Annotated in this window: 10 protein-coding genes and 1 tRNA gene; 7 read left to right on the forward strand and 4 right to left on the reverse strand. The window is 63.5% G+C overall.

Annotated features, from left to right (window positions below; genetic code table 11):
• Positions 1 to 74 (forward strand) — tRNA-Ile (locus ACLP9N_RS32790).
• Positions 75 to 112: 38 nt separating this feature from the next.
• Here the strand turns inward: ACLP9N_RS32790 and ACLP9N_RS32795 are convergent.
• The 3 genes from ACLP9N_RS32795 to ACLP9N_RS32805 all read right to left on the reverse strand — a co-directional run bounded on the left by ACLP9N_RS32795 (position 113) and on the right by ACLP9N_RS32805 (position 2210).
• Entirely contained in the window at positions 113 to 1303 is a 1191-nt protein-coding gene (locus tag ACLP9N_RS32795; protein ID WP_442411292.1) for a tyrosine-type recombinase/integrase, read from the reverse strand.
• A gap of 72 nt (positions 1304 to 1375) precedes the next feature.
• The gene (locus tag ACLP9N_RS32800) at positions 1376 to 1612 is read right to left on the reverse strand and encodes a hypothetical protein (protein ID WP_442411293.1); all 237 of its coding nucleotides are present in this window, start codon (positions 1610 to 1612) and stop codon (positions 1376 to 1378) included.
• 10 nt (positions 1613 to 1622) lie between these two features.
• A complete protein-coding gene (locus tag ACLP9N_RS32805; RefSeq protein WP_442411294.1) occupies positions 1623 to 2210 on the reverse strand; it encodes a hypothetical protein in 588 nt (195 codons plus the stop codon).
• A 117-nt stretch (positions 2211 to 2327) separates the two neighbouring features.
• Between ACLP9N_RS32805 and ACLP9N_RS32810 the strand changes: the two genes are divergently transcribed.
• From ACLP9N_RS32810 to ACLP9N_RS32835, 6 genes are all read left to right on the forward strand, one after another.
• Complete coding sequence (locus ACLP9N_RS32810; protein WP_442411295.1) at positions 2328 to 2522, forward strand: helix-turn-helix transcriptional regulator; 195 nt, start codon at positions 2328 to 2330, stop codon at positions 2520 to 2522.
• Between the two features lie 370 nt (positions 2523 to 2892).
• On the forward strand, positions 2893 to 5355 hold the full coding sequence (locus ACLP9N_RS32815; protein ID WP_442411301.1) for a DUF3987 domain-containing protein: 2463 nt from the start codon (positions 2893 to 2895) through the stop codon (positions 5353 to 5355).
• Between the two features lie 78 nt (positions 5356 to 5433).
• Positions 5434 to 6366: a hypothetical protein gene (locus ACLP9N_RS32820; RefSeq protein WP_442411296.1), complete on the forward strand. Its 933-nt coding sequence runs from the start codon at positions 5434 to 5436 to the stop codon at positions 6364 to 6366.
• A complete protein-coding gene (locus ACLP9N_RS32825; RefSeq protein ID WP_442411297.1) occupies positions 6363 to 6746 on the forward strand; it encodes a hypothetical protein in 384 nt (127 codons plus the stop codon). The genes ACLP9N_RS32820 and ACLP9N_RS32825 overlap by 4 nt, the downstream gene beginning before the upstream one ends.
• 188 nt (positions 6747 to 6934) lie before the next feature.
• Positions 6935 to 7240 (forward strand): hypothetical protein, encoded by a 306-nt coding sequence (locus tag ACLP9N_RS32830; protein ID WP_442411298.1) that lies wholly within the window; start codon positions 6935 to 6937, stop codon positions 7238 to 7240.
• Between the two features lie 478 nt (positions 7241 to 7718).
• On the forward strand, positions 7719 to 8288 hold the full coding sequence (locus tag ACLP9N_RS32835; protein WP_442411299.1) for a hypothetical protein: 570 nt from the start codon (positions 7719 to 7721) through the stop codon (positions 8286 to 8288).
• 10 nt (positions 8289 to 8298) lie between these two features.
• Here the strand turns inward: ACLP9N_RS32835 and ACLP9N_RS32840 are convergent, their stop codons facing one another.
• Entirely contained in the window at positions 8299 to 10098 is a 1800-nt protein-coding gene (locus ACLP9N_RS32840) for a serine/threonine-protein kinase (protein WP_442411300.1), read from the reverse strand.
• Positions 10099 to 10412 lie beyond the last annotated feature (314 nt).

The raw sequence follows: 10412 nt of genomic DNA on the forward strand, positions 1-10412 counted from the left end.
GGGGCGGTAGCTCAGTTGGTTAGAGCCGCGGACTCATAATCCGTTGGTCGCGGGTTCGAGCCCCGCCCGCCCCACCTTAAACGCCTGGTCAGGGGGGTTCTGGTGCCTGGAGTCACCCCTGGGAGCCCGTCTCGGTGTCACGAGTCGTCACAACTCGACCAAAACTGCTCGCGGCGGCCTTAAGAGCGTCATCCTGACTGTGCGCATACACCGACATCGTGAACGCCGCGCTGGCGTGACCTAGCCACGCGGCGATCACCGCGATCGGCACCTGGCGCAGGTGCATGAGTGTCGCGCACGAGTGCCGCGCATCATGCAGACGCACCCGCTTGATGCCCAACTCGTCGAGCATTCGACGCCACCGGGATGTCAATAGATCCGGGTGATAAGGCTGGCCGGTCTCGTCGCTGGCGACGTACTCGCCGGACCCGTATCCTTCACCGAACGCTAGCCGTTCCTCGGTCTGACGCTTGCGTGCGGCCCGCAGCAACTCCACCACCTCGTCGGGCATCGGCAGTGTGCGGGTGCTCGCCTTCGACTTCGGGATGCCGGTGACGACCTCTTTTCCGATGGTCACACGGTTCTCCACGATGCTGACTGTCTTGGCTTTCAGGTCGGCGCTGGACCAACGCAGCCCGGCTATTTCCCCGCGCCTTAACCCGTAAAGCGCCAGCGCCCACAGGTGCCGATCCCGGCAGTCGTGGTCGAGGATCTTGAACATCTCTTTGTCGGTCAGGGTGCGGTACTTGCGCGGATCACCGGCCACCCTGTCTACCAGCCGCGCGACGTTGCGCACCACGTTTCCCTGCTTGACCTGATCGTCAAGCACTGCCGTGGTCAGGTGCAGTAGGTAATTGCATGAGCGCGGTGTCCATTTCTTCTTGCGGCCCTCCACCTCGCCGCGCCGTAACCGCCCCACCAGATCGTCCAGGTGGGCTTTAGACAGCTTCTGGACCTCAAGGTGGCCGAGTTCGTCGCGCAGCGCCGCCAGCTTCGACCGGTGCCCGGCTAGCGTCGACTCTTTCAAGGAGTGCTTAGACGCCAGCCACGCCTCGCACACCTGATCCACGGTCAACTTGCTGGCGTGGACGTAGGTGCCGGCAGTGACGCCGCCCTGGACTTTCGCCAGCTCATCCCGCGCCGCAGCCTCGGTCAATAGTCGGCGCCTAATCTGGCGCCGGCGACCGGTCTCCGGGTCGTTGCCGGTGTCGACCGTCAATTGGTAGCGCACGACGTTTTTACCCGTCCTGCGGTCCTTGACGGTGATCTTCTTTATCTGCGGTGGTAGCTGTTGCCTCGTCATTGGATCAAATCCGCCTTCCTTGCGTCTGCGATGTACCGGAGCGCTTGGCGTTCTTCGACGTAAAAAGCAGCTCTAACGGCTGGCCAGCCAGTCGGCGACCGTCCGCTTGGAGTCTTTGACTGCCGCGCCGTTCTCAAGCTCGCGCACCCCCTTCATCTTGTCGCGCACATCGGCCCGGTTCTTCCCGTACACCATGTGCCGCTTCAGCTGTCCCGCGTCGTCGGTGTAGCTGACAGCGCCGATGTATCCAGCCTGCCGCCCGTTGCGCATCCGCTTGTAGATGCTGCCCTCGCCATTCGCGTTAGCCATGGTGTGTCCCCTAGGCTTTCTTCCGGCCCTGCCTCGTCGGCGGCAGGTATCCCGCCTTGCGGGCCCTGTCCACGTACGTCGATGCCATCCGATCTCTGACGCCGAACGCCTTGGCCACGGCCTTGGTTGGTGCGCGGCCAATGTTCTGCCGGTATACCTCGGCAACTGACTTCAGAAAATCGTCTGAAATCACCCGATACTCCCGTGGGATACGTTGCCGCTCAAGGAAACGAATCGCTGCACGCTCTGCCGGTTCGCGCTGCTTGTCGCGCGGAGTGTCCGGGTCGGCGAAATGCCCGCAGATCCAAAACGCGAGCAGGTCAGTTGCCAGTCGATCCACGTCAACTGAGCGCAGATGCTTTTGCTGCACCTCGTTTTGGTGAGGCTGAGAAATGAAGCTCAGCTCTACGACCTCTGGTCTCCCATTGCGCAGCTCGACCCGGACGAACGTATCCGGTCCGTTGCCGCCCAGCTGCCACTGCTCCATCCAGGTGGGCACCTCGACGCCCTCAACGGTCTCGTGTTGGGAGGAGAACCGCCACCGGACTTGCCGCCCCTTGTGCTTCATCTCCAGGTATATCGGGCCAATCATGGCCATCGCCCAAACCTCCCACGCCGTCCGCAGCAGGAACTTGCTAACTCTGCACCTAACTCTGCATCCTGTCAACAACCGCCAGCACACAGGCGGAGACGAACGAACATCGGTAGGTCAGCTATGGAGACCAGCGTTAAGCGGCTCTTGTCGATCCCTGAAACACGCCATGTGCTCGGCGACATCGGGCACACGACTGTCTACGAGCTGGTTAAGCGCGGGGAGATCGTCAAGGTCAACATCGGTCGCCGTGGATTCATCACGTCGGAATCCCTTGAGGCATACCTGAATCGGCTCAGTGAGGCAGCGACCGCCTGATGCAATCAACTAAGGCTTTCGTGCGAGGTAGCGCGGGCGGTGGCGATGCTGCCTGACGAAAAGGAAGGCCGCCCCGGTGATTACACCGAGACGGCCGACCCGAAAACCAGCCACCTCCAAGCGACCAGTGCCACTGATTCTAGCGGGGGTGCCGGTCTTCCGCGCGTCAACATCGCACGCACGCACGCCGTCAAGTTCGCCGAGCACCACTGGAAGTGCCGATCAACGGTGCGGAGTGATGCGCCGTGAAAGTGAGAGGCCGCCGCGGCAGCGGCAACCCTACTGAGACGGCACCTCATCATCAACGCTCCAGGACAAGAGCTAACGCCAAGTCTAGTCAGAGCCCCCGACGCCGGGTGGTGGCCCGGTGATGGGCTACGCCGAGGCCCAGGGCAGCTATCTGGCCGCAGGGTGGAACGCTCCGCTGCCGTTGAAGCGCGGCACCAAGTGGCCGCCGCCCTCGGGGTTCACCGGCAAGACCGGTGCCTATCCGAACGAAATCGACCTCGCCGTCTGGCGCGAGACGTTCAGCGACGGGAACCTGGCCCTGCGTCTGCCCGACGAAGTTGAGGTCGAAGGCCAGCTCTGGTCCGTCATTGGCCTCGATGAGGACCACTACGGGGGCAAGACCGGCGCGGAGACGATCGCCGAGGGGGAGAAGCGATACGGGCTACTGCCGCCCACCCCTTACTCCACCAGCCGCAAGGACGGTTCGCGCATCCGGCTCTACCGCATCCCGGCGGGCATAAAGCTGCACGGCGTGCTCAAGTTCAGCGACCTGAACATCGGCGACGTCGAGATCATTCAGTATCACCACCGCTACATGCTGTGCTGGCCCTCGATCCACGACAAGACCGGCTGGCTGTACCAGTGGTTCGATGCCCACGGCGTGGTGATGGACGGCCCGCCGCGGGTTGAGGACCTGGCCGTGTTACCCACGCCGTGGTTCGAGGTGCTTCGGGTCGACAAGCCGCACAACAACTCCCAACCCCACACGGCCAAGAAGACCGCAACCCCAAAGCGCGAGGCGAGCATCCTCAACGTCACCGACGCGATGACCGAGGGCCAGCCGTCGGCGAAGGTCGCCCAGCGGCTCGCCGAGGCCCTCGCCGACCTGGCGCAGGGCCTGTCCCGCCACGACACTGTGCGCGACCACGTCCTGGGCCTGCTGCGATATGGGCGCAACGGCGAACCCGGCGTCGAGGTGGCGCTGAGGACGCTTTACTGCTGCTGCTTCGTCGCCGCCGTCGCCTCGGACCGGGTGGGCGGCGAACCCGAGGCCGAGGCCGAGTTCCTGCGGATGATCAGCAACGCCGAGGCCCTGCTGGCCGCCGAGCCGCCGCAGGACACGGCTTACTTCGACAGTGAGCCAATCCCGCTGACCCAAGACGTCGAGGTTCCGCCGTGGCCCGTGGATGCCCTACCCAAGGCGATCGCCGACATGGTGGACGCCGTGGCCGAGGCCACCCAGACCGACCCGGCGATGCCCGCTACGTCGGCGCTCTCAGCGATCTCAGCCTGCACCGGCGGCCACGCCGAGATCGAGGTTCGAAGCGGCTACCGCGAACCGCTGTGCATCTACACCGTGACCATCGCCGCCCCCGGCGAACGCAAGAGCGCCGTTCAGATGTTCATGACCCGCCCGATCCACGAGGTGGAGAGGCAACTGGTCGCCGACGGCGCCGCAGACCGGATGGCGGCCGAGGAGCGCAAGCAGGTCGCGACGAAAGCCGTTGAACGGCAACGCAACAGGGCCGCAAAAGCCGGGGAGGATGAGGCACGGGCGGCGTTCGACGAGGTGATCGGAGCGGCCCAGATCGCCGATGGCATCGAGGTGCCGCCGGTCCCGCGCCTGCTCGCCGACGACATCACCCCGGAGGCCGCGGCCTCGCTGCTCGCCGAGCAAGGTGGACGGTTGGCGATCATCTCCGCCGAGGGCGGGATCTTCGACATCATCGCCGGGCGCTACTCGCCCAAGGCGGTCCCCAACATGGACCTGTGGCTCAAGGGCCACTCGGGTGACCCGTTGCGGGTGGACCGCAAAGGCCGTCCGCCCGAGCACATCCCGCGCCCGGCGCTCACCCTCGGCCTGATGATCCAACCGAGCGTGCTGGGAGCCATCGCCGCTAACCCTCAGTTCCGGGGCCGCGGTTTCCTGGCACGCATCTCTTACGCCCGCCCACGGTCGAAGGTGGGCCACCGCAAGACCCCGGCACCGCCGGTCGACCCGGAGGTCGAGAAGAGCTACGGGACCACGCTGAAGGAACTCGCGCGTGGCATGCGTGGATGGGGCGGCGATCCGGCTGTGCTGACCCTCACCGAGGACGCACAGCAGCAGATCCAGCGCATTGAGGCAGCGGTGGAGCCGACTCTCGCCGGCGACGGCGAGCTGGCCTCGCTGGCGGACTGGGGTGCGAAGTACGTGGGCGCGGTGGCCCGTATCGCAGGCATGCTGCACCTGGCCGAGCACGGTGCCGACAAAGGCCCGCGGGAACCCGTCAGCGCCCAGACGGTCGTGGCGGCCGAGCGGATCGGCGAGTACTACAGAGCCTCCGCGATCAACGCCTTCACCGAGATGGGCACCGACCAGGGCACTGCTGACGCGATCTATCTGCTGGAGCGCATTCGCGACCTCGGGCAGGACGAAGTGTCCGAGCGTGACCTGCACCGCGCGGCCAAGAGGTTCAAGACGAAGCAGGCCTTAAGGCCCCCGTTGGATCGGTTGATCGACCAGGGGTACCTGGTCCGGCTGCCCGCCCCGGAGTCAACGGGCGGACGCCCAGCGTCAGTGCGCTACAGGGTGACAAAAGGGTCAGAAGGGCCGAAAGGGTAGCGGCATGAGGACTTCTGTCGCTTTTGGCCCTTTTGTCACCTACTGCCGTATCTCGCTACGAACCGAGAGGAAACCATCATGAGTAACGACGAGAAGCCCGACATCTCACCGGATGTCCTGGCTGAGAGGATTCTTCAACTTAATGCCGACACGCCCGGCGGCTTCCCGCCCGAAATCAGGGAGAAGGCTGTCCGTGCCGAGGAGTCCGGCACTCCCTGGTACGCAAGCGACCAGGAAATACATCTCATGGCCGAGCGGCTCATCCAGGTGCGCAATCAGCTCACTATCGGCGAGTTGCTCGAGAGTATCAGCGAGGAGCACCTCGGCGACCGGCAAGCCACCCTCAATGAATTGATGCGGATCGCTGACGTGGGCGTCGAACTGTTCTTCACCGCTATCGCCCATCGTGACGTCACCCCCGAGGTTCTGGGAAAGGCACGCGGACAGTGGGGTCCGCTGGTCGATGTCGCGCGGCAGATGTGCGGATCAGGTCCCGATCTTACCAAGCGCCAGGAACAGGTCCTGCGGGCGTTGATGGCCCAGAAGCTGGCGGCCGATATCGATCCGACTGAGGCGGGAGGTCTCGCAGATGACGAGCTGGCCCGGCAGCTGGGGGTTAGTGAGGAAGAGATTCGTCACGACATACAGGCACTGAGCGACCTTGGTTTCATCGATTACCGACCTGCCGTATCCCCCGCGGAAGATAGCTGGTTCAGACAAGTCCATTGCGACTGGCAGTGGCCCGACGGTCGCTACTGCAATATGACCGTGCACTTCTACGCGCTGTATGCAGAACGCACCGGCAGGGCGTCACTGGCCGGCTTCTGCTCCTTGGAGCATGCCAACGCCTCGCCGCGCCCGACGCTGGCCGCGGCCCAGCAACTGTATGGGGAGATGGCGGAGGGCGTGGAGTGTGTCTGCGGACACTGCGACGCCGAGTTCAACGCCAAGCTGTTGCGCAAGCTGATCGACGCCTATCCAGACCCGATCACGGTGAACGACGCCTCATGAAGATCACCACCGAGACCGGCATCGGCTATCCCGGTCGGTACTCCCGTTGCGGCGCAGCCCCCAGGGCCTTCCACTTCGTGACGGTCGAGTTGGAGCCCGACGAGGCTCCCGCCTTCGACTGTTTCAGGTTCCGGCCCAGACTCATCTGCCTGAACTGGGGCCGGGCCAATCGCTACTGGAAGCTCCTCAAGGCGTCGCTGGTTGGCGACAGCGTGCTCAAGAACGGCACGCTCGGGAAGCGACGCAACATCCACCTCATCGTCATGGAGTCGGACCGGTACCAGCTGGATGATCCCGTCAAGCTCCCAGAGTCGTGGCGCCAGCTCATTAAGGAGCATGCACCCGGGAGAACGAGGAGAAAACTACCGCAATGTGGCTGACCAAGGACCGTGAGACCGGCGACGACTGAGCCCTGGGGAACGCGATACGACTCGCTGCGGCCGCGGGAGTTGCCGGAACCGGCGCAGGGCGGCTTCTTGGCCGCAGAGGATGGCTAGGCGTCATCGGGCACAACGGATTTCTAGCATGGGCCACCAAAGAAACAGTGAAAGAGAAGGCAGGATAAAGAATGACAGTTGCTACGGACAGCACCTGGGCAGTGATCTGGATGTCCGTCGTTGACCAGGGAGATGGGGAGCCATCCGTGTCGATGCACCCAAGTCTGGCCGACGCCCTGGCCGAGCTACGCGAGGACTACGACGCCGACAATAAATTCGCCGACGTGCCCAAGCATGAATTTCTCCTCTTGGTGGAAATCGAACACAATCTGCACATCCAGGTGTATCCGTCCCGCATCGACATTGCTCGGTTCGAGCGCGTCGACCTCGACGGCTGGAACGCCCTGCGAGACTGGCAAAAGGAGATAGAGAATTGAACGGTATCGGTGGCAGCACCACCGAAATCTGAGCGGCCAGCGTCGGGTGCGGACTACGGAGGCCCGAACTGTCCGCCTGCCCAAACCAACTTCGACCTAGACCACCGGCGACTGCAAGAAGTATGTCTACGCTCAGGGCAAGTGCCAGGGCGCCGCCACCCTGTAGAGAAGTCCCAACGCAGGAACGGAACTCGCTGAAGTACGGCGAAATACCGCATTTAGACCAAAACTCAGGCGACGCGGGTCATCTGGGTCTGCAACACTGGGTGTGTGAGGCCCCACGCCAACGCTTTTGGGAAGTGATAGAACAATGACCGTATTGGACACAATCGCAGATTCTCTCGGCGACACAGTCGACTCAACCAACCTCGCCGCACTCTTCCGCCAGATGCCCCTTGAGCCCCGATGCCGCGTGTGTCGTAACGACGCACTACGCCGAAAAGTCAACGATCTCTTGGCAGTCGGGACAAGCTACGCGATGATCCTGCGGTCTGTAGCCGACGAGAACGGCAAAATCGATAGGCGCGAGCGGGTGACGATCGATTCGATCCGCAACCACACCGCACGGCATTTCCCCGTGCAGAACGTCGCCAAGGCCACCTACCGCGAGATCGTCGAGCGGCGAGCCAAGGAGAACGGCATCGACTTCGCAAATGGAGTCGCCACGGCGATCACGCCGATGGCCTACTACGAAACCCTTATGGCGAAGGGCTATGAGACCCTTGTCGATCCGGACACCAAGGTCGATGTCAACACCGGCATGATCGCCGCCGCACGCCTCCAAGCCCTGATCGAATCCCGCGCCAGCGGTACCAGGATGGTGGAGATCATGGCTCAGATGGGTCGCATCATCGACGCCATCCATGCCACGGTGCCAGAGGAGCTGTGGCCGGAGATCCTGCGCAAGATAGATGGACCCGTCGCAGCTGATTCACTGGCGGATGAGTTTGAGGACTGTGACCAGGGGGACGACGAGTACGACCCCGTGGAACCCGCGATGGCGGAGGAAAAGTGCTGGAATCCGTGCATTGCACCGGCGCTGGCCTGACAAGACGCGGCTAGCTCGATGCGTACTGGACCATAGGTTCTGAGTCCACGTGGCCGCCTGGTGAGATGATGTTCAGCACATCGGGCCGCACCTGATAGCGCGTGCCGTCCGCCGGATTAGTGACATCGAACCCGCCGGATGTGCGGACAGCGTTTGCCAGTTCGATACTGGCCCCGTCGCTCATGCGAACGCCGCGGTAGTAATAGTTTCCAGGTCCAGCTTGGCAGACCACCACCAAAGATTTGGTGGTCTGGGCCATCAGTGCCGGGGGATTTGCCGGGTCGCAGCGGGCGTAGGACCCCACCCACCCCTGGCCGTCGGTTCCCGGCAGGCTGGGCCGTGGAGCCGAGGTGGTCGACGACTCCGTGGGTGTGGATTTGGGTGTGAACTCAAAGGTCGTGCTTGGGTCCGTCGGGTCGGTTCCGATAATGCGATAGGGCAACAGGAGGGTCACGTTCCATTGGTTGTCGTGGCAACGCCCCGTCGCGACTTCCGCCGTGATATGTGCATCTACTAACCGCAGAGTTTCCGAGGTCCGCTGCACTTCTGTCCAGCTGGCATCGCACCATCCTGATATATGAATTTCACCGGAGATGGGATCAGCGTCGAAGAGCTGCAAATCCGCCGGATACTGTTGCCCGGCATAAGTCCAAGTTCCGCTCCAGCTGCTAGGGAGAGGGCGCGGCGTGGTCGTGCTGGTCGTAATCTCTGCCGTTGTTGATGTTGTGGTCAGCTCCGACGGAGGCGCGGCTACGGTGTTGGGCGGACCAGCCGGTGGGTTTCCACCGAGGCCCGTGAACAGTAGGGCCACCGTGATGATCGCGCCGATAAGTACCACAGCGATTAGCGCCAAGACGACTGTGCGGAGAGAGATTCGGGGGCGTCGACGCGCATCCACGTGACCATCGGCGGGGATTGGTGCAGCGTGAGGAGCGGCCACCCGCGTGGTGTGTTCACCCACCGGCGCGGTCGGCACATGTTCGCGCAACGCCTTGGCGAAATCCCGGCAACTGTCGAAGCGTTGGTCGGGATTCTTGGCCAACGCGGTCGATAAAGCGTGGTCAAAGCTAGCCAAATCCGGGCGGCGGTCGCCCAGCTTAGGAATGGCTGCGTTGAGGTGCTGACCTATGATGGCGACGGGGTTCGAATGCTGATACGGCGGCGCGCCGCTGAGCAAATGAAAAGCAGTAGCACCCAAGGCATATTGATCGGCGTGCCCATCCAGCTCCAGCCCCATCAACTGCTCTGGGGCGGCGTAGGCAACCGTTCCCACGGTGATGTTGGTGGCAGTAAGTCCACCAGGGTCAGCCAGTTCTCGTGCAATCCCGAAGTCCGCCAGGAACACTTGTCGTTCACCGTCATGGTCTGGCTGGCTGAGCAGGATGTTCGCGGGTTTTACGTCACGGTGCAAGAGGCCCTGCTGATGGGCGAAATCGAGCGCCCCGGCGACGGCAGTGATGATCTCGACCGCCTCATCTGGCGGCATGCCAGCGGGGTAATGGTCCCGCGTCATGCGGGCGGCGTCCGTGCCGTCGATATAGTCCATTGAGATCCATAGCTGGCCGTCGTGCTCGCCGCGGTCGTGGACGCTCACGATGTGCGGATGCCTTAGTTTTGACGCAAGATCTGCCTCGCGGTTGAAACGGGCGCGGTAGTCAGGGTCCGCGGACACCTCGGCCCGCAGCACTTTGAGGGCGTCACGACGTGGCAGCCGGGGGTGCTCGGCGAGATAAACCTCGCCCATCCCGCCGGACCCCAGCAGGCGCACGATCCGGTAGCCAGCGAACGTCTGGCCCTCGCTTAGCGGCATAGGCGGATAGTACGAACAACCGATGACGACCACGGCACATTCGCATCTGCTTCTTAGGCGAAGGTATTGAACAAGTACGGCCTTGGGCTCCGTGGTCTGTGGCTACTGCGCGCCCGCCTCGGCGAGCAGGCCAAGCCCCCCGGCCTGCTGACCCCCGAGACTCCCCCCTCACGGCCTATCCTTAGACCACCCTGGAAACGGTGGGGCTCGGATCGGCGGAGGGTCGGATGACGGCCATGGCAGCGTGCCGGACGTGTGGCACTGAGCCGCGTGAGGGCGTTCGATTCTGTGACGGCTGTGGCTCACCGGTCCAA

The organism is Mycobacterium sp. (genome assembly GCF_052144515.1).
Lineage (GTDB): Bacteria > Actinomycetota > Actinomycetes > Mycobacteriales > Mycobacteriaceae > Mycobacterium.